Origin of the sequence: Paenibacillus sp. FSL H7-0323 (assembly GCF_038002725.1) — a bacterium.
Taxonomy (GTDB): Bacteria; Bacillota; Bacilli; order Paenibacillales; family Paenibacillaceae; genus Paenibacillus_AQ; species Paenibacillus_AQ odorifer.
Window position 1 is genome coordinate 3,484,864 of sequence record NZ_JBBODB010000001.1, and the last position, 24,846, is coordinate 3,509,709.

Here is a 24,846-nt window from a genome sequence, read left to right on the forward strand (position 1 = left end):
TGCTCCTATTAGAAATTCAATAAGCTCTGAAAATGAAAAAGGTCTATAAAATCGCTTATTAAGCAATCTTATAGACCTTTTTAGTATACGGTGAGAGGCTCGAACCTATCGATATTTATTTTGAACGCATTAATAGATATAGAAAATAAGGCACACTCAGCATTGTTACAATAATTCCTGCGGGAATATCTGACTTAAAGCTGACCGTTCGAGCAATCGTATCCGCTACAAGCAGCAATAGCGCACCAATAAGCGCTGAAGTAGGTAGAAGCACTTTGTAGTCGTGACCTACCAGCTTGCGAGCCACATGCGGACTAATCAATCCAATAAAGAAGATCGAGCCCCCGAGCGCTACACAGCCAGAAGCTATGCCTACAGCCGCAATCGCCAAGCGCAAAAATTTCTTCTTTACAGCGACTCCTAATCCTATCGAAATTTCGTTGCCTAGCACCAAGACGTTCAATGTCCTGAAATTAGAAAGAATATATGCGAATAGCAGCAATACCCAAGGTGCCAACAAGCTGATATAAGACCACTTGTCACCCCATAAATATCCTGCTTGCCAACGCTGCGCAAACTCATACTTCTGGTCATCAAGCTTTAAAGTCAGGAATAGCGATAGCGCACTAAACCCCATATTGATCGCAACACCAGTCAAGACAAGTCGTGTAGAAGAAATCATACGACGTTTTCTATAGGCTAGAACATAGATCAGAGCTGCTGCCAGCAGACCACCTAAGAATGCCATAGACGGCAGTAATAATGTTATAGCGGCGCCTTGAATGCTTACCGTTGAGATAATCAGCAACACCATAAGACCTGAACCTGAGCTAATACCAAGCATGCCGGGATCAGCCAGATCATTGCGCAGCAAAGCCTGCATAACTGCACCTGCCAGTGCCATCCCAAATCCAACAAGTATCGCTAATACGATCCGAGGAAGACGAAACTTATAAACAACGAGATTATGCTCCTCTGGACCTTGTCCAAGCAATACTTGAAATACTTCAAGTGGATTGAGGGACACCTTTCCCATATTAAGACTAAGAATAGCTCCTGCAATAAGCAGTATTAAAAGAGATAGAATCCATATTGTAGCCTTATGCGATTTAACAACTTTCATTTGAAGGCTCTCCTCTCTTTGCTCGCAATTAGCAAGAAGAAAGGAACACCAATCATTGCAAAAATAATGCCCAGTGCTGTCTCTGCCGGACGATTAATCAGCCTTCCTGCGATATCCGCTACAACCATAAGTGCGCCGCCGTAAATGGCTGATGCCGGAATAATATAACGATAATCTACACCTACAAAAAAACGCATAATATGCGGAATAATCAACCCTACAAAGCCGATTGGCCCTACAAGTGCAACAGCTACACCCGCTAGTAAAAGGACCGCAAGCGTAGCTATCATCTTAACGAGAACGATCCGTTGCCCGAAGCCTTTCGCAATCTCTTCCCCCAAGTTTAAAACAGTGATAGAGCGTGCAATGAATAGTGACAAAGCCAGTCCACCTAAGAACCAAGGTATAACTAGCCTAATTTCCACCCATGTTGCTCCAGCCACACTACCCGAAGTCCAATAAGCAAGGGCACGACCAATTCCATAGTTTAATGAGATAAATGACCCCACAGCTCCAAATAGCATTGTAATTGATATTCCAGCTAGCACCAGTCGTTGAGGTGTCATTCCTGAACGATTCAATGAAGCGGCAAGATACGTTAATCCTGCTCCAAGTCCTGCGCCAATAAAGCTAACCAGCAAGGTTGTTGTCTGCAGTTGTCCTGGAAGAAAAACCAGTGTAACGGCCATTGCAAGAGCTGCTCCTGCATTTACTCCCATTAATCCGGAATCTGCTAAGGGATTTCGCGTATAGCCCTGCATAACCGCTCCTGCTACCGCGAGACACATACCTGCAATAATATCAGCTGCTGTACGCGGAATACGAAGGGCATGAATAATCTGATGCTCGGTCAGTTCAGGATCAAAATTAAAAATCGCTGTCCATGCCATTTTCAGGCTCATGGAAGCAGAGCCAAATGAGATAGAAGCTGCTACTGAAAGCAGCAGCAGCAGTATCCCTAGGAGTAGAAACAGACCGAAATACGATTTCCCTCTTAAATCAGGGATAACGGTTGTTCTATCATCTAGCTTTCTATTTTTTTTCATACGCTGACACTAGCTTCTCAACTACAAAATCTAGCTGCTTATCAAGAGAGTAGATATCGGAATAATATGAAAAATCAAACCCAATTTCGATCAATCTACCTTCTTTAATTGCTGGAATGCTGTTCCAAATTGGATTGTCTGACAAATCATCAGCCCCATCCCATACAGAGCGGAACACGAAGTCTCCTATATACTCAGGTAACACCTCTAAGGAAACAAACCCTCCAGTAGCCTTCTCTCTGCCATCAATCTTTTTCTGAAGAATCTCTGGTGCTTTTAGCCCTAAATATTCATAAATGATCTGAGAGCCCCTTCCATAAAGCTTGCTATCGATCACCGCCATCTCTTTTTTGCCGCCTTCGATAATGGTTACTGTCTTATCCAAAATTCCAAGTTCATCAAGCTGCTGCTTGCTCTTCTCCAACTTCTCGTGGAAATTATCTAATAGAGCTTGTGCCTCCTGCTCCTTGCCAAATACCTCGCCAATCTTCATTACACGTTCATCCGTCGCCATTTTTTCATAAGGGATTGGAACGGTCGGTGCAATATCCTTAAGGATTTCGTAAGTTTCTTCAGAAGCAGCTATGATCAAGTCCGGCTTTACTGCCATAATAGCCTCTGGATTAGGCTCATACCATGAACCTAGATCTTCAATCCCCCCAAGCTCTTCTGCAAAGGCCGCTCCTTCAAAGACACTCGAAGTCCCTACTGGCTTAATGCCGAGGGCCACAAGATCCCCTTGAAGGTATAACACGACAACCCTCTTTGGATTAGCTGGAACAACAATATCTCCCTTTATTGTAGAGATAGTTCTTGTCTGAGCCTCCTTATTGGCATTGTCAGCTGGAGTTGAATTATTTGCTGGTGATGATGTAACTTCAGAAGCTTTGGATCCATTAGAATTTGTGGCATTAGAACCAACACTTGCAGATCCACATGCACTTAATAGCAAGGTAAAGCTAAGCAGCATCGCTACAATAAAACTTGACGTCTTTGTTAATCTCATAGGTGAAGACCCTCCGGTTATTTCATTATGGTAATAGTAATGATAATGATTATCATACTCAATAACATTATATCGGGAGGATATGTGCTCGCCAATGGAGAATTTGGCGGTGGTAAATGGACGATTGTCCGATGAGCTCACCTGCCTGCTTTCCTTGCGGAACCGGATGGGAGATTGACCATTGTATTTACTGAACATGCGACTGAAGTAATATACATCGTTATATCCAACTTCTTCTGCAATATCGCGAAGTGGAGCATCGGTACATCGTAATAGCTCTTCTGCATGTTTAAGCCGGAATCGTATCAAATATTCAATCAAGCTAAACCCTGTCTCCCCTTTAAAGCGGGTTGATAAATGACGAGGGCTATAATTAAATTGCTCCGCTATAGATTCTAGTGATAAATTATGACGATAATGCTCCTCAATATAACGGACAACCTGCCCAATGACATCCGGTTGCCTGAGGTTAATTCCATCCTTTGTGAACTGCTTTAATAATTCATGTATAAACTGATAGAACAAGCCTTTAACTTGAATTCTTTCCAATTGGCTTCCTTGTGCCCAAAGTTGTTCCATTGCCATTAGTTGATAGTGCAGTGGTAATGGCTCCAAAGACTCGAAGCTATACTGCATCCGAAATGGATTGCTGCGTTCTAAAAGTCTTGCTAAATCCTTTCTTCCTGGCAAGGAGGCTCTATAGAATAATAAATAGTACTCAAACAACTTCCCTGTCTCTATACTTAGTCTCATACCCTTACCACCATGTACAATAAAGTGACGGTCTGCCTCGTAATCTATGCCGTTGAGATTCAAGCTGGCCGTACCCCGCACACAGTAGATAAATCCACATGCTGGTAATACATAGCCTTGCAGCTTGTCCCCAGGCTTCATCACAGCATGTCGAATATCAAGTACTTTAACAGCGGCATAATTCCATGCGAAAATATGATCTTCCAGCCTCATCTTTGCAATACACTCCGATCTGCTCCACAATCTATTTGAATTAATTATATTTCACAATAAATGATAATGATTATCAATTAGTATTAGGTAGTTCCTCTATTTTGTCAATCGCTGTTTAGTATCATGATTGCTTATAGCTTTCGAAGTGGAGCTTCCTCAGGAATGCCTCTATCTCATTCACATATCCTCTTACATTAATCTTTCTGGGTACAACTAAGTCCAATTTCTTATTCATACTTGAAGGATGTATCAAAAGTTTTCCGGCACAGGCATGAACGGAATTGTAAAAAAACAAACAAAAAAGTTCATCAGATATAGTATCTAATGAACTTTGAGTTGATTTAGTTGGTACCGGTGAGAGGACTCGAACCTCCACGGTTTCCCTCTCGATTTTGAGTCGAGCGCGTCTGCCATTCCGCCACACCGGCAAAGTATTAAGTTAAAATATGGCGCGCCCTGAGAGATTCGAACTCCCGGCCTTTTGATTCGTAGTCAAACGCTCTATCCAGCTGAGCTAAGGGCGCAAAATTTATATGGAGCGGACGACGGGAATCGAACCCGCGACCCTCGCCTTGGCAAGGCGATGCTCTACCGCTGAGCCACGTCCGCACACGGTATGTATTGATGTCCGACTCACTAAAGAAGTGAGCCATGAAGGACTCGAACCTTCGACACCCTGATTAAAAGTCAGGTGCTCTACCAACTGAGCTAATGGCTCATAAAGCAAGAAAATGGCGGAACCGACGGGATTCGAACCCGCGGTCTCCTGCGTGACAGGCAGGCATGTTAGGCCAACTACACCACGGTTCCAGAAGAATAATTGCTTAATGAAAATTGGTTGCGGGGGCAGGATTTGAACCTGCGACCTTCGGGTTATGAGCCCGACGAGCTACCGGGCTGCTCCACCCCGCGTCAGTAAAAAAGTATTAATTCCCTTGGATTCCTCGGAAAGTATCCGGAATCCTTAGTGAAGCATTAACTTCACTTTTGGGGATGTGTTATGGTGGAGGCTGAGGGGATCGAACCCCCGACCCTCTGCTTGTAAGGCAGATGCTCTCCCAGCTGAGCTAAGCCTCCATGTAAAGAAGCAACTTAATTATCATAACATAATCAAATCTGTAATGCAACCATTTTTTCTAGAAGTCTGATGCTGTTTCAAGAAGAAGTGGTGACCCGTATGGGATTCGAACCCATGTTACCTCCGTGAAAGGGAGGTGTCTTAACCCCTTGACCAACGGGCCGTTTTAAAAACAAATTGTTTTGACAACAAAAAAGATTATATCATGTATTATTAAGTATAGCAATACCTAAACTAATTATTTTTCTTTTTACTCTTCCCTAGGTAATAGATTGATATGAAGCTTTTGAGATATTATCTCAACGATTTCACCTATAGTTCTATCATTCGTGTCTAGATGCTGCTTAAATACCTCGTGATCAAGCCCTCTGATGCACCTGTCGATCTGCTGAGCAGCCCAAGAGTCTTTTCCTTCACTCTAACGCTTAATCTCTTAAGCAAGGTCTCTCGGGAGGCACACAAACTAAAATGATAAAGCACCATTGATCCATATAATCATGATCATTTGCCTCCATGAACTAATTTTCATTCAAAAACCACTTCACAGTGATTGCCTATCCTTATAATAAACTGCTAAACATCGTACAACAAAAAGACCACTGTCGATTACTCAACAGTGGTCTTGCGTGCTTGGCAACGTCCTACTCTCCCAGGACCCTTCGGTCCAAGTACCATCGGCGCTGGAGGGCTTAACGGTCGTGTTCGGGATGGGTACGCGTGGAACCCCTCCGCTATCGCCACCAAACGGGCATTTGCGGTACAAATGCATTATTCAGGTCTCAGCATCGCCAAATGCTGAAAACAAATTCATCATCATACAGTCACTTGGACTATATAAATCTGAGCTTGATTCCTGAAAACTGAATCCGAAACGAATCTGCGTTTGCCCTTCTTACGGGGCCCCCGGAAAGTATTCGGAATTAGCTTCGCAGCTTCTTCTTCACTTTTTGGGGTATTTTTAGGATAAGCCCTCGACCGATTAGTATTGGTCAGCTCCATGCATTGCTGCACTTCCACCTCCAACCTATCTACCTCGTCGTCTTCAAGGGGTCTTACTAATTGGGAAATCTCATCTTGAGGGGGGCTTCACGCTTAGATGCTTTCAGCGCTTATCCCGTCCGTACGTAGCTACCCAGCCATGCTCCTGGCGGAACAACTGGTGCACCAGCGGTACGTCCATCCCGGTCCTCTCGTACTAAGGACAGCTCCTCTCAAATTTCCTGCGCCCACGACAGATAGGGACCGAACTGTCTCACGACGTTCTGAACCCAGCTCGCGTACCGCTTTAATGGGCGAACAGCCCAACCCTTGGGACCTACTTCAGCCCCAGGATGCGATGAGCCGACATCGAGGTGCCAAACCTCCCCGTCGATGTGGACTCTTGGGGGAGATAAGCCTGTTATCCCCAGGGTAGCTTTTATCCGTTGAGCGATGGCCCTTCCATGCGGTACCACCGGATCACTAAGTCCGACTTTCGTCCCTGCTCGACTTGTAGGTCTCGCAGTCAAGCTCCCTTATGCCTTTGCACTCTGCGAATGATTTCCAACCATTCTGAGGGAACCTTGGAACGCCTCCGTTACTCTTTAGGAGGCGACCGCCCCAGTCAAACTGCCCGCCTGACACGGTCCCCGTACCCGGTAAGGGTACTAGGTTAGAACCTAGATACGATCAGGGTGGTATCCCAACGGCGCCTCCACCGAAGCTTGCGCTCCGATTTCTACGGCTCCCACCTATCCTGTACAGATCGTACCCAAATTCAATATCAAGCTGCAGTAAAGCTCCATGGGGTCTTTCCGTCTTGTCGCGGGTAACCTGCATCTTCACAGGTATTAAAATTTCACCGGATCTCTCGTTGAGACAGCGCCCAAGTCGTTACGCCATTCGTGCGGGTCAGAATTTACCTGACAAGGAATTTCGCTACCTTAGGACCGTTATAGTTACGGCCGCCGTTTACTGGGGCTTCGGTTCATAGCTTCGGGTTACCCCTAACCACTCCCCTTAACCTTCCAGCACCGGGCAGGCGTCAGCCCGTATACTTCGCCTTGCGGCTTCGCACAGACCTGTGTTTTTGCTAAACAGTCGCTTGGGCCTTTTCACTGCGGCCCCCTCGTGCTATTCACACTACCGGGGCACCCCTTCTCCCGAAGTTACGGGGTCATTTTGCCGAGTTCCTTAACGAGAGTTCTTCCGCGCGCCTTAGAATTCTCTTCTCGCCTACCTGTGTCGGTTTGCGGTACGGGCACCTTCTCCTGGCTAGAGGCTTTTCTTGGCAGTGTGAGATCATGACCTTCGCTACTACAATTTTCGCTCCCCATCACAGCCCAGCCTTAATGATGTGCGGATTTGCCTACACATCAGCCTCACTGCTTAGACGGACATCCATCAGTCCGCGTCACTACCCTCCTGCGTCACCCCATCGCTCATAGCGGATTACGGTGGTACAGTAATTTCAAACTGTTGTCCTTCGACTACGCCTTTCGGCCTCGCCTTAGGTCCCGACTTACCCTGAGCGGACGAGCCTTCCTCAGGAAACCTTGGGCTTTCGGCGGATCAGATTCTCACTGATCTTTTCGTTACTCATACCGGCATTCTCACTTGTGTAGTGTCCAGCGCTCTTTTCAGTACACCTTCAACCCCTACACAACGCTCCCCTACCCCAGATACATAGTATCTAGCCATAGCTTCGGTGGTGTGTTTAGCCCCGTTACATTTTCGGCGCAGAGTCACTCGACCAGTGAGCTATTACGCACTCTTTCAATGGTGGCTGCTTCTAAGCCAACATCCTGGTTGTCTGTGCAACTCCACATCCTTTCCCACTTAACACACACTTGGGGACCTTAGCTGATGGTCTGGGCTGTTTCCCTTTTGACAATGGATCTTAGCACTCACTGTCTGACTCCCGGCAATAAGTATATGGCATTCGGAGTTTGACTGAGCTTGGTAATCCTTGCGGACCCCGCACCCAATCAGTGCTCTACCTCCACTACTCTTATACCGAGGCTAGCCCTAAAGCTATTTCGGGGAGAACCAGCTATCTCCGAGTTCGATTGGAATTTCTCCGCTACCCCCACCTCATCCCCGCACTTTTCAACGTACGTGGGTTCGGGCCTCCAGTGCGTGTTACCGCACCTTCACCCTGGACAGGGGTAGATCACACGGTTTCGGGTCTACGTCCACATACTAATTCGCCCTATTCAGACTCGCTTTCGCTGCGGCTCCACCTTCTCGGCTTAACCTTGCATGTTAAACGTAACTCGCCGGTTCATTCTACAAAAGGCACGCCATCACCCATTAATAGGGCTCTGACTTTTTGTAAGCACACGGTTTCAGGTTCTATTTCACTCCCCTTCCGGGGTGCTTTTCACCTTTCCCTCACGGTACTGTTTCACTATCGGTCGCCAGGTAGTATTTAGCCTTAGCAGATGGTCCTGCTGGATTCATACGGGGTTTCACGTGCCCCGCACTACTCGGGATCCGTCTCGGAGAGAATACAGTTTAGGTTACAGGGCTTTTACCTCTATCGCGGGCCTTTCCAGACCTCTTCACCTACCATATTCCTTTGTAACTCCATGTGAGACGTCCCACAACCCCTAAGAGCAAGCTCTTAGGTTTAGGCTGTTCCGCGTTCGCTCGCCGCTACTGACGGAATCACTATTGTTTTCTCTTCCTCAGGGTACTTAGATGTTTCAGTTCCCCTGGTCTGCCTCTACATTTCCTATGTATTCAGAAATGAGTAACTGCGAATTACCACAGCTGGGTTTCCCCATTCGGACACCCCCGGATCAAAGCTTGCTTACAGCTCCCCGAGGCAGTTTCGTTGTTCGCCACGTCCTTCGTCGGCTCCTGGCGCCTAGGCATCCTCCGTGTGCTCTTATTAGCTTAACCTTGATTCTTCCGCAGGAAAATATCATACGATGACATTCTCTTTGGAATCATCTCACTAATAACATTTACTTGTTTACACAATTTGCTAAAAGATGTTCTAAAACGCAAATTCGTTTCGGTATCCAGTTTTCAAGGATCAAGTCTTACTTGAGAGCTTAAACTCTCAAAACTGAGCAACGAGTGAGTAACAGGCCTAAACCTGAGTTTTGGAAGCTGAGCTTCCGATTTGAATGTCCTCATTGCAGAGAACGATTCTCCATAGAAAGGAGGTGATCCAGCCGCACCTTCCGATACGGCTACCTTGTTACGACTTCACCCCAATCATCTACCCCACCTTCGGCGGCTGGCTCCCTTGCGGGTTACCCCACCGACTTCGGGTGTTGTAAACTCTCGTGGTGTGACGGGCGGTGTGTACAAGACCCGGGAACGTATTCACCGCGGCATGCTGATCCGCGATTACTAGCAATTCCGACTTCATGCAGGCGAGTTGCAGCCTGCAATCCGAACTGAGACCGGCTTTGATGGGATTGGCTCCACCTCGCGGCTTCGCTTCCCGTTGTACCGGCCATTGTAGTACGTGTGTAGCCCAGGTCATAAGGGGCATGATGATTTGACGTCATCCCCACCTTCCTCCGGTTTGTCACCGGCAGTCACTCTAGAGTGCCCAACATTACTTGCTGGCAACTAAAGTTAAGGGTTGCGCTCGTTGCGGGACTTAACCCAACATCTCACGACACGAGCTGACGACAACCATGCACCACCTGTCTCCTCTGTCCCGAAGGCCGCTGCTATCTCTAGCAGATTCAGAGGGATGTCAAGACCTGGTAAGGTTCTTCGCGTTGCTTCGAATTAAACCACATACTCCACTGCTTGTGCGGGTCCCCGTCAATTCCTTTGAGTTTCAGTCTTGCGACCGTACTCCCCAGGCGGAGTGCTTACTGTGTTAACTTCGGCACCAAGGGTATCGAAACCCCTAACACCTAGCACTCATCGTTTACGGCGTGGACTACCAGGGTATCTAATCCTGTTTGCTCCCCACGCTTTCGCGCCTCAGCGTCAGTTACAGCCCAGAAAGTCGCCTTCGCCACTGGTGTTCCTCCACATATCTACGCATTTCACCGCTACACGTGGAATTCCACTTTCCTCTTCTGTACTCAAGCCACCCAGTTTCCAGTGCGACCTCAGGTTGAGCCCAAGGTTTAAACACCAGACTTAAATAGCCGCCTGCGCGCGCTTTACGCCCAATAATTCCGGACAACGCTTGCCCCCTACGTATTACCGCGGCTGCTGGCACGTAGTTAGCCGGGGCTTTCTTCTCAGGTACCGTCACTCCGGTAGCAGTTACTCTACCGGACGTTCTTCCCTGGCAACAGAGCTTTACGATCCGAAAACCTTCATCACTCACGCGGCGTTGCTCCGTCAGGCTTTCGCCCATTGCGGAAGATTCCCTACTGCTGCCTCCCGTAGGAGTCTGGGCCGTGTCTCAGTCCCAGTGTGGCCGTTCACCCTCTCAGGTCGGCTACGCATCGTCGCCTTGGTGGGCCGTTACCCCACCAACTAGCTAATGCGCCGCAGGCCCATCCCTCAGTGACAGATTGCTCCGTCTTTCATTCTTCTCTCAGGAGAAAAAAGAAATTATCCGGTATTAGCTACCGTTTCCGGTAGTTATCCCAGTCTGAAGGGCAGGTTGCCTACGTGTTACTCACCCGTCCGCCGCTAAGTTACTTTGAAAGCAAGCTTTCAAAGTAACTCCGCTCGACTTGCATGTATTAGGCACGCCGCCAGCGTTCGTCCTGAGCCAGGATCAAACTCTCCAATTAGTATTGAAAAGAGCGATATGCTCATTTTGAAACATCTGACGAGAAAATTAATTCTCTAATTTTGGATTTCACTTACGTGATTTCCTACTCACTCGTTGTTCAGTTTTCAAAGATCAAGTTCTCGTTGGCGCCGTTTAATGTCTCAGCAGCAACTCTTATAATATATCATGCTTTCTGATTTATTGCAACTCTTTTTTTCAAAGTTCTTTGCAATCTAATTCAGATTAACATTCACCAACCGAAAGCTTTATAGTTCCTCTTTGCGACTGGATTTATAATGTACCATATATCCCTATATAAAAACAACACTTAAAAATTTATATTTTATAAATAAGTGCTTTTGCCCCACTTTATTTAACATCTTTTATCCCTATTTACCTATAAAAAAACGTGTAGATTCTAAGGATACAGAATCTACACGTAAGTCAAACAACGGCTTAATATATAAATTTATTAGTTTGAAATCCAAGGATTTCTACGTTTTTTAGTACTCGCTGCTGAACCTTGAGATTTCGTAGCAGTTTTGCTTTTCTTGCTACTAGGTTGACCTGAGGTCTTTGCTTTTTTGCCTGTTGCTGTTTCCTTTGCTACACTCCCCTTATTCTTGAGAGAAGCGTTAGAAGTTGACTCATCAGTCTCTGTTCTAGCCGCTTCAGGAGATTCCTGCACGAACGCTTCAGGTTCTTGAATTTCCGGCACCCGATTATGCTGCGAATAATTACCTATCCCTGGATACTGCGGATTGGATGGAATATTAGAGTTATCCGGTCCACCAAATGCTCCAAGCGTAGAAGTAGGTACCATTCCCTGATTAGGCATTCCTGCTCCATATGCGGAAAAAGCGTTTGGATTCCCATATTCAGGATAGGTGTTATATACAGGCATGTCATATGAATAAGTTTGCACTGGTTGAATATGCACGCCTCCGCACCCACAAGTTGGCCAAGGAAGGTTCGGCGTCTGTCCTCCATATTGAGGAACAGCATACGGGGAGAAATCCCCGCCAACATTCATGCCAGCAACATTAGCCTCCATCGGATTCCACTGTCCTGGACTCATATTAGGGGCAGCATTGGGATTCCATTGTTCTGGGCTCACGTTAGGCGCTGCATTGGGATTCCATTGTTCTGGGCTCACGTTAGGCGCTGCATTGGGATTCCATTGTTCTGGGCTTATGTTTGGCGCTGCATTTGGATTCCACTGTTCCGGGCTTATGTTTGGCGCGGCATTTGGATTCCACTGTTCCGGGCTTATGTTTGGCGCGGCATTTGGATTCCACTGTTCTGGACTCATATTAGAATACATATTGCCCGAAAAATAACATGGTGAAATACATTCTGGTGCATAAGCCATTGGCTGAACATAACTTGGTGCCCAGTTCATGTTCATATTAGGGCTATTTTGATATGAATCATAGAGATAAGGATTTCCTCCCAGGCCCGGGTATCCGTTGGAATTATCCCATGTGCAATCATTGTCTGCTTTCTTCTCAGCTTTAGGTGCTTCTTGTTGAGCAATCGGTTCTTGATTTGGAACCGTAATCTGAACAAATAAACTCTGCATTTCAATTTCTTGCACTGGAGCAACTTCCATTTGCATATTAGGCGCAGGATTGGGTGCAATATTTTGTGTATTAATAGGGGCGATGTTTAGCGATGGGTGTGGTGCAGAATTGGATTCAGGTGAGATATTTGTCACTGGTTTAGGTGCAGGTTTAGCTTCTGGCTTGGTCTCTGGTTTTACTTCTGGTTTAGTTTCTGGTTTAGGTGCAGGCACTACTTCAGCAGCAGGCTGTTCTTTGGGACCTGTATATTCCTTGCCACCCACCTGCGTTTTCTCTGACGCGTTAGACGGTGTATACCCAGGCTGTGTCGGTGAGGTATTGGATACTTTTTTAGGAATATTAACTACTTCCCCTAACATAAGTACATTTGGATTCTTTAGTTGGGGATTGGCCTCAACCATATCCTTCAAAGGAATTCCCCAGGCTTTAGATAATTTCCACAAGGTATCTCCTTGTTTAACGGTGTGCTTGTAGTAAACTTCACTGTTCTCCGGTACGGATACAGGGGCCGTAGGTATTTTTACTTTGTCTCCAACCGCTAACACATTCGGATTACTGATCTGCGGGTTTGCTTCAATAATTTTTTGTAACGGCACTCCGTACTTTTGCGATAATGCATACAAACTATCGCCTTGTTTGACAATGTGTATTTTCACGTAGCATTAACCTCCTAAAAGTTTTGTGGAGTATTGCTTTCTTTACAGCTACACAGCAAAACTGACTTCGAAAGCAAACACCCTTTTCATGGAACATTGCTCTCTTACAAAGTTATATGCGGTACAGCCGCCTCCTTCGTTACTACATCTTATGCAGCCCATGGGCGAATGACATCCCCGAAATAAAAAAAATCCTTTCATGATCCATGAAAAGATTAACCGGAGACTCCCGTTTTCTTCTGCATGTATGCATAAAAGGACTTCTGATGCGTATTCAATGCTATTTACGTTGTATAATTAGTCTTTATTCCCAAACCTTATAGCCATCTTTATCAACCACATTACGGAACTCTTCGAGCAGCTTCAAAGTGATTGGACCCGCTTGTCCTTCACCAATGATCCGGCCGTCAATTTCACGTGCAGCAATAACTTCAGCAGCTGTGCCAGTGAAGAACACCTCGTCCGCTATATAAACATCATGCATTGTGAACGGTTCTTCTTTCAGTTTAATACCTAATTTCTCACAGAGCTCAATGATCGCCAGACGGGTAATTCCTTCAAGGGCTCCCAAGTAACATGGAGGAGTGAAAACTACACCATTTTTGATGATGAAAATGTTATCGCCCGATCCCTCAGTAACATAACCTTGAGCGTTCATCATGATGGCTTCGTCGGCTTCTGCCAAGTTGGATTGGATTTTTACTAGGATATTGTTTAGGTAATTAAGCGATTTGATCTTTGGATTGAGTGCATCCGGAATATTACGGCGTTGGGACACAGAAACTGCACGAAGTCCGTTCAAATACGCTTGTTCTGGGTAAATAGCCAGTTGTTCAACGATAATAATTACACTAGCTTTTGGACAACGGCGTGGATCAAGACCTAAGTTCCCTGGTCCCCGGGAGACGATCAGTCGAATATAACCGTTCCGCATGTCATTTAGACGAATCGTTTCAGCCATAGCCTCCAGCATCTCATCATACGTTAGCGGAATGTCCAGCATGATCGATTTTGCCGAATCATACAGTCTGTCCAAATGCTCTTTACATTTAAAAATATTGCCGTTATAGATACGGATACCTTCAAAAATACCGTCTCCATACAAAAAACCGTGATCAAAAACGGATACCTTTGCATTTTCCTTCGTTACGTGTTGTCCATCCAAATAGATCCATTGCTCAGCCATGAATTTACTGCACCTCCGCTTTCTCTTCCTCATAGGTGTATGTGGGATACGAGCCCAGAATCCTTACCTGACAACCTAAAGCACTAATTTCTTCAATAGCCCCTGGCAGCAGAACAGATTCTATCGGTTCCAGCACATCAATATAAAAATAATAAGTACCCAGCTTCTTCTTCGTTGGTCGTGATTCAATACGCGATAAATTCAGTTTCCGCCAGGAAAAAGCAGCAAGCACCTGATGCAAGGCACCTGGAAAATCCTCTGGCAGCGTTACTAGAACACTCGTCTTTACTCCTGTGCTGCTCCGCGGAAGATCTATCTTCTGTGGACCAACCAGGACAAACCGTGTGTAATTGTTGTTGTGATCTGTAATTTGCCGATCTACAATCTCCAGCCCATGAGTAGCGGCGCCAAGAGCGGTACCGATAGCAGCCCAGCCCTTGCCGGGATTGTTTTTGACGATTTCTACAGCTTCAGAGGTACTTCCAACCGACTCCAGTTCAGCCCAAGGGGCATGCTTACGAACAAATTGCATACATTGTGCCATTGCTACGGGGTGCGAAAGGATTTTTACCATCTTGGTGAAATCCTTGTTGCCGTCTGTATCTGTGAATTCCCTTGGGTTACCGATAAGATTCTGTATCGATGGAAAAATCCATTCCGTCTGCATTGGCAGATCCACTTCATTGATGAGCCAATCGATGTGAAGACTAACTGAGCCTTCAATGGTATTTTCAATCGGAATCACGCTGTAATCGGTGGTACCATTCGCCGTAGAGAGAAATACATCGGAAATTAACTTGTGATGCACAAGCTTTACAGGTTCACCGTTAAACAAATGCAGCAGCGCTTCGTGGGATACCGAGCCCTGCGGCAATACCGCTATTGATTTCATGACCGTACTCCTTTTATCATATCCAAAAATGATACGTTTTGCATCTCGTTTATTTCAAGCAGCTCTGTAGTAACTCCAGAAGCACAAGGTGTTAACCAGCAGGTCCGAGCGGAAATGCCATGTTCCTGCATCGTATTCTTCAAGAAGGCCTCAAGCTCACTCTTACGGGTCTCTTGGCGATCCACTAAACATAGCAGAGTCGGTCCAGCACCGCTAAGTGCGATCCCTAAAGCACCGTGTTCAGGAGCTTCTGCGAGCAGCTTCTCCATGCCCGGTATAAGCGGTGCACGATACGGCTGATGCAGGCGATCCTGCATCGCTCTGCTAAGCAGGTCAAGCCGACCTGATGCCAGCGAAGCCGTCAATAGAGAGGTTCTGCTAATGTTGTACACAGCATCACTAACTGAGATTTCTGTTGGAAGCAATCCCCGCGCTTTTGTGGTTTCCAGTTCGAATTCAGGAATAACCACCAGCACCTCAAGATTTTGTGGTGGTTCTAGCCGAACATAATCCGCATGTTCACCATCCCACACGGCAGTAATAATGCCGCCAAACAAGGAGGCACCCACATTATCGGGATGTTTCTCAAGCTGGGTAGCCATATCAAACAGCTTAGCATTATCCAGCGGAGAGCCAATCATTGTGTTCGCTGCGGCCATTCCGCCAATAATAGCTGAGGCACTGCTGCCGAGTCCACGCGTAAGCGGAATCTCCGAGTACATGGTTATCGATAATTCAGGCACCGTAACGCCTGCCTCTGCAAATACCATTTGAGCGACCTTATAGAGTAAATTGCTCTTATCCTGAGCCACTCCATTCATCTCATCACCATATAGATGAAAAACAGTCTCCTCTGCTTCCTCCATCTCAATCCAGGCATATAGCGGCAAAGCCATACCCAGAGTATCGAAGCCCGGACCAAGATTGGCAGTACTAGCAGGCACTTTAACCCTAGCTCTTCCGTAAATACTCATAACAGGTACAATCTCCTTACTATGTTTTGAAATATGAAAGTATTAGTTCAGTGGCTTGGTTAACCTTCCACACGATAATGGCTCTTAATCCGGCGGATGACTTTCAGCTCCTCGAAATGGCGCAGCACTTTGTTCATGCTTGCTTTACTAGCGTTATGAGTGACAATAATGATCTCCGCATCAGGATTATTGGGATTGGCTTGCTGAACTACTGAATCCAAACTTACATCATATTCGGCAAACACTTGAGTAATCTTAGCCAATACCCCTGCTTTATCATCAACATGCAGAAGCAAAAAGTTTTTATAAAAAATAGCTTCATCACTCTTAAGCTTTTTCTGCTTGTAAGGTACTTTTTGCTTCAATCCATTCACACCTAGTTTAAGGTTCTTAATGACAGCTACCAAATCAGCTACCACTGAGGTTGCAGTTGGCATTGCGCCCGCACCCGCACCGTAGAACATGGTCTCTCCCACTGCTTCCCCGTATACGTAAACTGCGTTGAACACGCCATTGACGGAAGCCAAGGGATGACTAGCCCGAATCAAGGTTGGCTGAACACTGATGCTGAATTCTTCATCCTGACGTTCAGCGATGCCTAACAGCTTAATTTCATATCCGAGACGTTTCGCAAAGGCGATATCCGCCTTACTCACCTGAGAAATCCCACTCACACTTACATCATGCAGCTCCACATTAGTACGGAAACCTAAGGTTCCGAGAATCGCCATTTTGCGGGCAGCGTCCAGGCCTTCCACATCCGAGGTTGGATCAGACTCTGCGTATCCCAGATCCTGCGCTTCTTTTAACACATCATTATAGGATGCGCCTTCTTGGCTCATTTTGGTTAGTATGTAATTAGTCGTTCCATTCACGATACCTATAATCTTCATAATCTTATCTGAGGAAAAGCCCTCGATAAGTGTGCGGATAATCGGAATGCCTCCTGCTACGCTAGCCTCATAAAAGACATCACATTGCTTCTCCTGCGCCTTAGCAAGAATCTCCGAGCCGTGCAGCGCCATCAAATCCTTGTTCGCAGTTACGACATGTTTACCGCGTTCCAAAGCTTCAAGAATATATTCTTTGGTTCCCGCGATTCCCCCCATAACTTCAACGATGACATCAATTTCAGGATCACGAATCACATCCCATGGATCTGTCGTTATTTTAGCAGGATCAACCTCGATTTCGCGTGGTTTATTAGAATTATTCACAGCTATACGTTCAATGACAATTGAAGAGCCTACCTGGCTGCTTAAATCCTCTTGATTCCCTTCCACGATACGAACTACACCTGTGCCTACTGTTCCCAGGCCCAGCAACCCCACTTTAACCGGCTTCATCTGTCTCCTCCTAAAAGTTTACGAATATAGTTCCTATCCCTGTCCAACGATTAAAGCACGCTTCACTCCTGGAATCTCTTTCAGACTATCCAGCATCTCTCCGAGCTCCTCATTTAAGTGTGAAATTTCTACGGAGATCACCACATTTGCCCGGCCTTGCAGCGGAATACTCTGGTGAATCGTCAACACATTAGCCCCATGTCCTGCTACAGAGCCTAGTACCTTGGAAAGCATTCCAGATTCGTGCTCCAAATCCATGGAAATCGTAACGATCCGCTCTCGTTCGAGCTGATGGATCAAGTGAATTCCATCCTTGTATTTATAAAAAGCGCTTCGGCTTAATCCCACCTGCTCTACACCTTCATTTACGGTCTTCGCATCCCCGGCCTCAAGCAATTGTTTAACCTGCATAGTCTTAAGTACAGCATCAGGCAATATGTCCTCCCGGACCAAATAATAGCGTTCTCTCACGAACGTCCTCACCTCAAAGACTTTTGTGTTTTCTTAGTGGACATTATATCGGAAAAGGCTTGTAAAATGCAATAACTTTATCTGGATGCTCCAAGGCCGGGTAGTTAGGTGTAGTAAAACCCCCGGATTCCCGGGGGCAGAAGGCAATCGTATGTACACTAGCTGTATGGAATCGTCGTCCCGCAATAGTCACAGATTTTATCCTGCCCAGGAAGTACTCTACTCTTAGCACCGCAACTCGGACAAACGATGGATTTCGGCAGTTGGACAGGTGGCTTAGGCCTATTCTCCGGCAATGACTGCCGTCCAGATGATGGCTGGTTCTCTGTTGCCGCGGAGGGCTGTGCCCGGTCAGGATGTACAAGATTGGGCGGTTGTTTATCTAAGAGCTTAACACGTCCTTCATAATAGACAAGATCAGAAGCAAGTAACCCCCATCTCACCAAATACCGTAGGTCTCTACGTACATCATCTTCACTTTGTTTCGTGATATCAGCTAAATTACCAATATGCCTAACATCATCCACTACGATCAGCATGAGATACTTCTTGCACAGAAAATCAAAGTTTTCTGTTGCGAAGGTAGCCCTCCCTGCAAAGCTGTCTGCCGGAATTATAAAGATCACGTAGAGGACCACCAGAATGATCAATAAAGTGTACCACTTAAAATCCCCTTTGTAGGTCCCCACGGCGAAGAGGACAGCAAGTTCCATAAAAGCTCCCATACATACATGATAGAGCAATTTGTAGTTAAATGATTTCCGCTCATTCTTATAATGAGTGCTTACAAAACGAAGCATCGCAAGTACAAACCCAAGCGGAGCAAACAAATAGGCAATCGCCATGATGATTCGATCAAACACTGTCTGGTCTCGTTTGTTACGGTAGCGAAGGTTATTCTCAGGCGCACGCACCAGTGCTTGTGCCCGTTTGGAATAAATAAGCTTCGGCGGCAATTTCACAAATGAATTGTCTACACGTCCTTCATAATAAACAATATCTGGAGAAAGCACTCCCTGATCTTTTAAATATTCCAAAACCTCGCGGACATTCTCTTCACTGAATCCGCGGATATCGGATAGGCTGCCGATATGCCTTATGCCGTCCACAAGAACCAATGCGATATAGTCATTGCAAAGATAGGTGAATCCCTCTCTCCATCCTACGGCCCTAACGGATAATTTGATGGCGGGAATCCTAAACAATGCGTAGATAATCACCAGCCTGATCAAGAGTGCGACATAATCGATTTGACCGAGTAGCTTGCTAATAATGAAATAGATCGCCAATTCTACAAAGGCACCCATACACGCATGATAAAACAGGTTAATATTGCTTGCTTTGCGCTGTCTCTTGGAATGTGTAGATAATAACCGAATGGCAGCCAATATAAAGCCAACCGGAGCAAATACATACGCAAACACAATAGTGGTATAATCAAACGCCGTCCGCTCATATTCATGCTTGTACACAGGTTTTCCCGATGCCGGCGGCTGTCTGCGTATATCCAATCCACTCATTTTGTCTTTAATCCCCTTATTTATGTAATCCTATATGCGATGCAGCTAATCTGTTGGTTGACGGCATTAATTGTACGGGATCTTCGTTCCACAGTAATCACAGCTTTTAGATTGGCTTGGGAGCACAGTATTCTGGGCTCCGCACCCCGGACAACGGATAGACTTAGGCAGTTGCGGCGGAGACTGAGGCTGCGCAGGTATTTGCTGCCCCGATGCTTGGGTTCTCCCCGTTCCTCCAAAGCCCGAAGTACTTTCAGGGTAACCTTGATTAGCTGCTGATGGTTCTGGCGTCTGGCGCCCTTCGGATAATGCGACATCAATATCAAGCAGTCCTTTATCCTTCAGATACTGGACATCTCTCCGTACATCACTTTCACTTTGGCCTATTCGTTCAGATATACTGCCAATATGCCGGATATTCTTATTTTGAATCAGCTCTATATAAGAAGTGTTAAGCTTAGAAAGGGTATATTTAGCTTTCGCTGTCACACTGGCCAGTATAAAAGCTGGAGTCAAAAACATGATTGCAATTAAAATAAGCGTTGATACTAATTCAGAAGTTCCAAATTCCCCATTGAGCGCACTAGAAAACATGGCAATAGAAAGTTCAACAAACCCACCAATAAATACATGCATCAGCAGATTGAGGTTAGTCGGTCTACGGTAATTTTTGTAATGCGTTGTCATCAAACGTAACAAGGCAAGCACAAGTCCAACTGGCATCAGTAGATAAGCAGCCGCGAGAATAACATAATCAAACCCGGTACGTTCGTATTTAAGCCGGGGAACGGTTGCATTTCCTCCCGGGAGCGGTGACGGCTCTTGTAGGTTCAAACTGTTCATGTAGTAAACTCCTCCTATTTAAGTGCCGCTAATTCACGGTTACGCCGCTGAAGTGTAGACTTTATACTCTCTGACATCTCATTTACTTCTACCTGCCAGCCCTCATGTGGCTCTTGGGTCGCCAGCAGTAGCTTCACGTGATCATGTAACAGAGAAATCTGCTGCTGCAGAATATCCTCTGTAGCATATAAAGACGGTTCTGATATCGGATCACTGTACTTAAATTTTTCCTCCAACATATCTAACACGTTCACTAGCTGCTCGGATTCGGAATTCTTCCAGCTACTAGCCAGCTCACTCATTTCAGTTAATTCGTTCTGATACCGCCGAAACTTTTGTAAAGACCTTTTGGCTTGCTGTTCCCCTGCCCCAGCATTCCACCCGTAAAGCCCTATCGCGGCCAAAGTGATCGCTCCTAACACAAGAATCAGCAATTGTTCGGCTGCGTACCACAAGGCGGGTAACTCCAGCAGCCAATCGAAGAGTAAGGCCGATACAAATACGATGGCTGCATAGATTCCCGTAATGATTGCGCCGCTGATAAGAACAGGCGGAGTCTGCTGAATGCTACTTGCCGTTCGGAGCCAAAAAATACAATAGCCATAGATTACACTTTCTGCTAGCAGAACCGCGGATAAAGAAATTATGAACCGAAACAGTGAGTCAGAGAAACCTAATCCAATAAACGAGAACACTGTCAGTACTATAGCTACCGCATAAATGATGGTAATAATGTATATATATCTCCTACTTTTGTTCATTAGGTCCTCCTTAGCCTGCTTTTGTTCCGCACTCTGCACAGAATTTTTGTCCAGCTTTCAGCTCATGTCCACAGCCGCTGCATTTAATCACCATGCTGTCTCCACAATGAGGACAGAATTTCACCCCTGGCGCTACCATAGTCCCACATTTACCGCAAGCTTTAGGCATTTCTTTTCCACAGGAGACACAAGAAGCCGCTCCCTCAGGATTATCTGCTTTACAGGATGGGCAAGCACGATAAGGATTCCCGCAACCTGGACAGAACTTAGCTCCCGCATTTAGTTCATGCCCGCATTCAAAACATTTGATCTTGTTCGCAGAGAGAGAACCTTGCGGGTTGCCTCCAAGCGCCTGCCCACAACCGCTGCAGAACCGTCCCTCTACTGGATTCATAACTCCACACTTAGAGCAGGAACGCTGCTCTTGACGTATAACTGTAGTCCCTGAATCCAAGTTCATCCCTCTAGTCATACGGTTCACCATATCCATAGCGGGTCCAGCAAATCCCATTCCAAGTCCAAGCCCCATCCCGGTGTTCATCATGCCCACTCCAAGATTGCCGGGATTACCTGCCGCTTCTTCCATCGTGTCAAAACCACGCTCCTGCTGATAGGTGAAGCCCATGATATCCATTTCCGCTTTTTTAGCCAAAGCTTCCTTCAAACGAATCGTTGCCGGATCATCCTCTGGAATATTGATCGAATCAATATAGAAATTATTCAGTTCAATGCCATTATCCAAGAAAGCCGAGGCTAGCCGGCCCTGAATATGTTTGGAGATCTCTGCAACATAAGCATTAATCTCCAGTATGCTGATTTGCTTGTGCACAAGGTAAGAAGAAATAAGTTCATTTATATTCGACATCAGCAGTCCGCGGAAATAACTGATAAGCGTTTCATGATCAAACTGCGGGAGCGTCCCTACGAGCTTCAGCAAGAATTTTCGCGGATCATCGATTTTTACACCAAACTGCCCAAAAGAACGAACAGAAATCATAATTTTGTATTTGGGATCCTGAAGCTGTAAAGGTGAGCTCGTTCCCCATTTGACATTCATCGAATTCGTCTTATTCACATACCATACTTCAGCCGTAAATGGTGATTTTCCACCAAAAGGAAGATTAACGATATTGGATAAAATAGGTATATTAGCGGTGCTTAGCGTGTGCCGCCCAGCTGTAAAAGAATCAAGCGCTTGTCCGCCCTTGAATAGAATCGCTTCCTGGGATTCATTAACGATTAGTTGTGTCCATGTCCCCAGCTCCTGGTTAGGATATTTCCATGCAAATATACCTGGAGGACCGTCATACTTCACCACTTCTATAATTGCCATCTGCTATTCCTTCTTTCATTATCTTATATATAAATAACGTGTACGCTCCCAAATGGGAATTAGTGTATTTCGATATTTATTGTATACGATATATATCGTGTTTTGGGTTCTTTTATTGAAAAAAATTACTGATCTCCTCACAAAAAAAGCGCCAACTATGCTATCCCTTTACAGGAAAACCATAGTTGGCGCTTCATAGTCAGCTAAATATTAATAGTAGCTGCTGTTCTCAACGAATTCGAATTCGAAATCAGCGATACGGACAATCGTTCCTTCTACAGCACCGCGTTTACGAAGCTCTGCATCTACACCCATATGACGCAAAGTCCGTGCCAGCTTGAGAATCGCATCATGTGTGCTAAGCTGCATGCGCTTCAGCATACGTTCGATACGTGGGCTTGTGACCACAAACGCCTCGTTATCCCGTGTAATAGTAAAGGAATTATCCTCTTCTGCTTCCAGCTTATACACCTTACGTTCAGTAGTTTCAGCAACTTCCTCAACCACCGGCGCAACCGGAATGCTGTCGAGAATATCCGTTGCACGATATAGGAGCTCCTGAACACCCTGACGGGTAAGGGATGAAATTGGCATGATTTCTAAATCCGGCCGCACCTCAGCTACGCGTTCGCGGAAAGAAATAAGATTCTCTTCTGATTCAGGCATATCCATTTTATTCGCCGCCACAATCTGCGGACGATCGATTAGACTAGCATTGTACTGCTTCAGCTCATCATTAATTAGAACCCAATCCTCGAAGGGATCACGGCCCTCAGAGCCAGACATATCAACTACATGAATGATGATACGCGTACGTTCAACGTGACGCAGGAATTCGTGACCCAGACCTATGCCTTCACTAGCTCCCTCGATTAATCCAGGCAGATCCGCCATCACAAAGCTTCGGCCATCCCCAACATCCACTACCCCTAAATTCGGTGTAATTGTTGTGAAATGGTAAGCTCCGATTTTGGGCTGAGCTGCGGACACAACCGACAGCAACGTAGATTTACCCACACTCGGGAAGCCTACAAGCCCTACATCAGCCATTACCTTAAGTTCCATAACAACATAACGCTCTTGGCCTTCTTCACCGTTCTCTGCAAGCTCTGGTGCAGTATTATTAGCTGTGGCAAAACGGGTGTTACCCCGGCCTCCACGGCCTCCACGTGCAACTACAACCTGTTGTCCATGACGCGTCATATCGGCAATGATCTCTTGCGTATCATCGTCAATCAGAATGGTTCCTGGCGGAATACGAACGATCATATGATCCGCATTCGCTCCATGTTGGCTTTTGTTCCGTCCTTTAATCCCTTTGTCAGCTTTGAAGTGGCGCTGATAACGGAAATCCATCAACGTGCGCAGTCCCTCATCTACACGGAAAATAACGTCGCCTCCACGGCCTCCGTCACCACCGGCAGGACCACCCTCCGGTACATATTTCTCCCGGCGAAACGCAACGAGACCATCCCCGCCGTCACCGCCTTTAACATAAATCTTAGCTTTATCTACGAACATAAATGTTCACCTTCCTCACATTTCAAGCGGTAATCGCAGCTCTACATAAGCCCTGCTAGGCTTAAACTGCTCTGCTTTCATGATTTTTCCTTGTACTATATTATAAATTTGCCCTTTGAGCAGCTCGGGATTGCCATGCTCCCCCTCGCCTTCGAAGGAGATAAGAATGTCTCCTCCATCCTGAAAAAAGCCAAGGCGCAGCTTGCGCGTCTCCCCCTGAGGAGCCAGCCCGTTGTACTGATAAGCCCGTATGGTCTGCATAATCACTGAAGTCAGCTCATCTCCTGCTTCTGGATTTAGCTTGTCCTCTAGCTGCAACCCTTCCTCCACCTGAACTTCCAATTCCAGACTAGACCTGTTAGTTCGGAAGGATTGGATATAGAAAACCAATGAAGGAATGCCCAACTTAGCGATACGACTATCAAGTGCTATGCGTTCCTTTATTCTTTCCACACACTCCACGGATTTATTAGGCTTTCCAAGCTGAATATATCCGTATAGAATCTGCAAATCGTTCATCCAATCATGTCGATGATGATTCAGTGTCCGAATCGCCGCCTGTTGCAGAGTGTTCTCTTGTATACGCAGCTCCCGTTCATAATGACGCTGGCTCCAGATAAAACTGAAAGCAACGATTGCCACTACCCAGACTCCGAGTAATAGACACGTCAGAAGAGAAGTATGCCAATACAAAAGACCTAAAGGAAGCATTACGGATAACATGACTGCCCAGATTGCACTTTTCCAGGATTTCATTCTTTCTCCCCGTCCCTCAGTTCGCAAAATTCATGACTTCGTTTAGATAATTTGTTTTGTTAGTATCATTTACCATTTCCTAGTATAACACACGCGTTC

General features: G+C 46.0%; 15 protein-coding genes, 8 tRNA genes and 3 rRNA genes. All 26 read right to left on the bottom strand.

Going from position 1 to position 24,846, the window contains the following annotated elements; translation table 11 throughout:
* Positions 1-115: 115 nt before the first annotated feature.
* The gene (locus MHH89_RS15910; RefSeq protein ID WP_076278873.1) at positions 116-1,123 is read right to left on the bottom strand and encodes a FecCD family ABC transporter permease; all 1,008 of its coding nucleotides are present in this window, start codon (positions 1,121-1,123) and stop codon (positions 116-118) included.
* The gene (locus MHH89_RS15915; RefSeq protein WP_080742574.1) at positions 1,120-2,169 is read right to left on the bottom strand and encodes a FecCD family ABC transporter permease; all 1,050 of its coding nucleotides are present in this window, start codon (positions 2,167-2,169) and stop codon (positions 1,120-1,122) included. Before MHH89_RS15915 ends, MHH89_RS15910 begins: the two co-directional genes overlap by 4 nt.
* Positions 2,156-4,141, bottom strand: coding sequence for an AraC family transcriptional regulator (locus MHH89_RS15920; protein WP_340011109.1), 1,986 nt, complete (start codon positions 4,139-4,141; stop codon positions 2,156-2,158). Before MHH89_RS15920 ends, MHH89_RS15915 begins: the two co-directional genes overlap by 14 nt.
* 346 nt (positions 4,142-4,487) lie before the next feature.
* Positions 4,488-4,569, bottom strand: a tRNA-Leu gene (locus MHH89_RS15925).
* 19 nt (positions 4,570-4,588) lie between these two features.
* Positions 4,589-4,665, bottom strand: a tRNA-Arg gene (locus MHH89_RS15930).
* Between the two features lie 10 nt (positions 4,666-4,675).
* Positions 4,676-4,750 (bottom strand) — tRNA-Gly (locus tag MHH89_RS15935).
* Positions 4,751-4,786: 36 nt separating this feature from the next.
* Positions 4,787-4,859, bottom strand: a tRNA-Lys gene (locus MHH89_RS15940).
* Positions 4,860-4,873: 14 nt separating this feature from the next.
* Positions 4,874-4,951 (bottom strand) — tRNA-Asp (locus MHH89_RS15945).
* Between the two features lie 25 nt (positions 4,952-4,976).
* Positions 4,977-5,053, bottom strand: a tRNA-Met gene (locus MHH89_RS15950).
* Between the two features lie 89 nt (positions 5,054-5,142).
* Positions 5,143-5,218: transfer RNA gene (locus MHH89_RS15955), tRNA-Val, on the bottom strand.
* Between the two features lie 89 nt (positions 5,219-5,307).
* Positions 5,308-5,382: transfer RNA gene (locus MHH89_RS15960), tRNA-Glu, on the bottom strand.
* A 465-nt stretch (positions 5,383-5,847) separates the two neighbouring features.
* A 5S ribosomal RNA gene (gene rrf / locus MHH89_RS15965) occupies positions 5,848-5,964 on the bottom strand.
* Between the two features lie 214 nt (positions 5,965-6,178).
* A 23S ribosomal RNA gene (locus MHH89_RS15970) occupies positions 6,179-9,104 on the bottom strand.
* Between the two features lie 262 nt (positions 9,105-9,366).
* Positions 9,367-10,924, bottom strand: a 16S ribosomal RNA gene (locus MHH89_RS15975).
* The 16S, 23S and 5S rRNA genes sit together here with 8 tRNA genes alongside, the layout of an rRNA operon.
* A 453-nt stretch (positions 10,925-11,377) precedes the next feature.
* Entirely contained in the window at positions 11,378-13,144 is a 1,767-nt protein-coding gene (locus tag MHH89_RS15980; protein WP_341087561.1) for a LysM peptidoglycan-binding domain-containing protein, read from the bottom strand.
* A gap of 304 nt (positions 13,145-13,448) precedes the next feature.
* Positions 13,449-14,330: a branched-chain-amino-acid transaminase gene (gene ilvE / locus MHH89_RS15985; protein ID WP_036685189.1), complete on the bottom strand. Its 882-nt coding sequence runs from the start codon at positions 14,328-14,330 to the stop codon at positions 13,449-13,451.
* A gap of 4 nt (positions 14,331-14,334) precedes the next feature.
* Complete coding sequence (pheA, locus tag MHH89_RS15990; protein ID WP_036685188.1) at positions 14,335-15,222, bottom strand: prephenate dehydratase; 888 nt, start codon at positions 15,220-15,222, stop codon at positions 14,335-14,337.
* Entirely contained in the window at positions 15,219-16,196 is a 978-nt protein-coding gene (gene thrB / locus MHH89_RS15995; RefSeq protein ID WP_076309137.1) for a homoserine kinase, read from the bottom strand. The genes pheA and thrB overlap by 4 nt, the downstream gene beginning before the upstream one ends.
* Positions 16,197-16,255: 59 nt before the next feature.
* Complete coding sequence (locus MHH89_RS16000) at positions 16,256-17,542, bottom strand: homoserine dehydrogenase (RefSeq protein ID WP_036685184.1); 1,287 nt, start codon at positions 17,540-17,542, stop codon at positions 16,256-16,258.
* 33 nt (positions 17,543-17,575) lie between these two features.
* Positions 17,576-18,013 carry an ACT domain-containing protein gene (locus MHH89_RS16005; protein ID WP_038573029.1) on the bottom strand — a complete coding sequence of 146 codons (438 nt, stop codon included), beginning with the start codon at positions 18,011-18,013 and terminating at the stop codon, positions 17,576-17,578.
* A 158-nt stretch (positions 18,014-18,171) separates the two neighbouring features.
* Positions 18,172-19,533 (bottom strand): hypothetical protein, encoded by a 1,362-nt coding sequence (locus MHH89_RS16010; protein WP_076194469.1) that lies wholly within the window; start codon positions 19,531-19,533, stop codon positions 18,172-18,174.
* A gap of 66 nt (positions 19,534-19,599) precedes the next feature.
* Positions 19,600-20,376, bottom strand: coding sequence for a hypothetical protein (locus MHH89_RS16015; RefSeq protein WP_076281867.1), 777 nt, complete (start codon positions 20,374-20,376; stop codon positions 19,600-19,602).
* A gap of 14 nt (positions 20,377-20,390) precedes the next feature.
* Entirely contained in the window at positions 20,391-21,137 is a 747-nt protein-coding gene (locus MHH89_RS16020) for a hypothetical protein (RefSeq protein ID WP_076129386.1), read from the bottom strand.
* Between the two features lie 10 nt (positions 21,138-21,147).
* Positions 21,148-22,470 carry an SPFH domain-containing protein gene (locus MHH89_RS16025; RefSeq protein WP_076280019.1) on the bottom strand — a complete coding sequence of 441 codons (1,323 nt, stop codon included), beginning with the start codon at positions 22,468-22,470 and terminating at the stop codon, positions 21,148-21,150.
* A 210-nt stretch (positions 22,471-22,680) separates the two neighbouring features.
* The gene (gene obgE / locus MHH89_RS16030) at positions 22,681-23,991 is read right to left on the bottom strand and encodes a GTPase ObgE (protein ID WP_036685174.1); all 1,311 of its coding nucleotides are present in this window, start codon (positions 23,989-23,991) and stop codon (positions 22,681-22,683) included.
* 15 nt (positions 23,992-24,006) lie between these two features.
* Entirely contained in the window at positions 24,007-24,747 is a 741-nt protein-coding gene (locus tag MHH89_RS16035) for a Spo0B domain-containing protein (RefSeq protein WP_076105522.1), read from the bottom strand.
* Positions 24,748-24,846 lie beyond the last annotated feature (99 nt).

Bases quoted from the DNA above. Each gene is read 5' to 3' on its own strand.
- MHH89_RS15910 (WP_076278873.1), bottom strand. From the start codon at position 1,123: ATGAAAGTTGTTAAATCGCATAAGGCTACAATATGGATTCTATCTCTT.
- MHH89_RS15915 (WP_080742574.1), bottom strand. From the start codon at position 2,169: ATGAAAAAAAATAGAAAGCTAGATGATAGAACAACCGTTATCCCTGAT.
- MHH89_RS15920 (WP_340011109.1), bottom strand. From the start codon at position 4,141: ATGAGGCTGGAAGATCATATTTTCGCATGGAATTATGCCGCTGTTAAA.
- ilvE (WP_036685189.1), bottom strand. From the start codon at position 14,330: ATGGCTGAGCAATGGATCTATTTGGATGGACAACACGTAACGAAGGAA.
- pheA (WP_036685188.1), bottom strand. From the start codon at position 15,222: ATGAAATCAATAGCGGTATTGCCGCAGGGCTCGGTATCCCACGAAGCG.
- thrB (WP_076309137.1), bottom strand. From the start codon at position 16,196: ATGAGTATTTACGGAAGAGCTAGGGTTAAAGTGCCTGCTAGTACTGCC.
- MHH89_RS16000 (WP_036685184.1), bottom strand. From the start codon at position 17,542: ATGAAGCCGGTTAAAGTGGGGTTGCTGGGCCTGGGAACAGTAGGCACA.
- MHH89_RS16010 (WP_076194469.1), bottom strand. From the start codon at position 19,533: ATGAGTGGATTGGATATACGCAGACAGCCGCCGGCATCGGGAAAACCT.
- MHH89_RS16015 (WP_076281867.1), bottom strand. From the start codon at position 20,376: ATGAACAGTTTGAACCTACAAGAGCCGTCACCGCTCCCGGGAGGAAAT.
- MHH89_RS16020 (WP_076129386.1), bottom strand. From the start codon at position 21,137: ATGAACAAAAGTAGGAGATATATATACATTATTACCATCATTTATGCG.
- MHH89_RS16025 (WP_076280019.1), bottom strand. From the start codon at position 22,470: ATGGCAATTATAGAAGTGGTGAAGTATGACGGTCCTCCAGGTATATTT.
- obgE (WP_036685174.1), bottom strand. From the start codon at position 23,991: ATGTTCGTAGATAAAGCTAAGATTTATGTTAAAGGCGGTGACGGCGGG.
- MHH89_RS16035 (WP_076105522.1), bottom strand. From the start codon at position 24,747: ATGAAATCCTGGAAAAGTGCAATCTGGGCAGTCATGTTATCCGTAATG.